This window comes from Vibrio sp. Vb0888 (assembly GCF_033338835.1).
GTDB lineage: Bacteria > Pseudomonadota > Gammaproteobacteria > Enterobacterales > Vibrionaceae > Vibrio > Vibrio alginolyticus.
The window spans coordinates 1-1,077 of sequence record NZ_JAWOTL010000305.1; the positions used below are offsets into that span (position 1 = coordinate 1).

2 protein-coding genes are annotated in these 1,077 nt (G+C 49.6%); both read right to left on the reverse strand.

Annotated features, from left to right (window positions below; genetic code table 11):
* On the reverse strand, positions 1–193 hold a 193-nt coding region (locus R7P72_RS25825), incomplete at its 3' end, for an ATP-binding cassette domain-containing protein (protein WP_318111093.1).
* Positions 183–1,040: a bifunctional hydroxymethylpyrimidine kinase/phosphomethylpyrimidine kinase gene (gene thiD, locus R7P72_RS25830; protein ID WP_017447010.1), complete on the reverse strand. Its 858-nt coding sequence runs from the start codon at positions 1,038–1,040 to the stop codon at positions 183–185. The genes R7P72_RS25825 and thiD, both read right to left, overlap by 11 nt.
* Between the last annotated feature and the right edge of the window lie 37 nt (positions 1,041–1,077).

The following is a 1,077-nucleotide window of genomic DNA, read 5'->3' on the forward strand; positions in this document are numbered from 1 at the left end:
AGTCAACTTGGTTATCCAGTAGGCCAGCTAAGTAACGCAATATCGTGGTTTTTCCGCAGCCACTTCGCCCGAGTAATACCGTCCATTGACCGATAGGAATGGTCATGTTCACTCCCGCTAAAGTCGGTGTTTGGCTGTCTTTGTATTGCAAACTGGCGTCGGAAAGCTGAATACCAATCGCGTTAGCGAACATAGGTATGACCCGCAAAGAAGTGATGTACTGGTCCGTGACCTTTCCCCACTTCCAACTCATCCGCATGAGCGATTGCTTGGCTGATGTACTGTTTTCCTAAATGCACGGCTTTGTGCAGGTTGTTGCCTTGACCAAGGTAAGACGCAATAGCGGAAGACAGTGTACAGCCCGTACCGTGGGTATTTTGGGTCGGAAAACGCTTGGCGCTGATTAACTCGGCACTGTTTTGCATGATCAGCAGATCGTTGCTGTTTTCATCTTCTTCAAGGTGACCGCCTTTGAGCAGAATGGCTTTGGCACCAAGCGCACGAAGGTCGTCAATCATGTCACTCATTTCTGCCTCAGATTGAGGTACAGGCTTACCTGTCAGTGCTGCACCCTCTGGCAGGTTAGGAGTGATGATGTCTGCCAGAGGAATTAGTTCTTCTTTTAATGTGCTGATTGCTGATTGCTCAAGTAGCAAATCGCCGCTGGTGGCGACCATGACGGGATCTATCACAAGATGTTTAGGCTGGTACTGTCTGATCTTGCTTGCCACCACTTTGATGATGTTCGAATCCGCCAGCATGCCGACTTTTACCGCCACAATATTGAGATCGGTAAACACCGCATCGAGTTGGCTTTCAACGTGATCAAGTGGGATAGGGAAAATGGCAGAAACGCCTTGTGTGTTTTGCGAAGTGATGGCGGTAATGACCGAGCATGCAAAGCTGCCTGTTGCCGACATCGCTTTGATGTCTGCTTGAATACCTGCGCCGCCGCCACTGTCGGAGCCTGCGATGGTCAATACGATAGGGGTAGGTAAGGCTGGCGTCTGATGTGAATAAGGCTGTGATTGCTGTGTCATGGTCGCTCCTATTACAAGACGTATAGGAACTGACTTT

What these genes read in the sequence shown, in the direction of transcription:
- thiD (WP_017447010.1), bottom strand. Translation starts at nt 1,040, where the DNA reads ATGACACAGCAATCACAGCCTTATTCACATCAGACGCCAGCCTTACCT.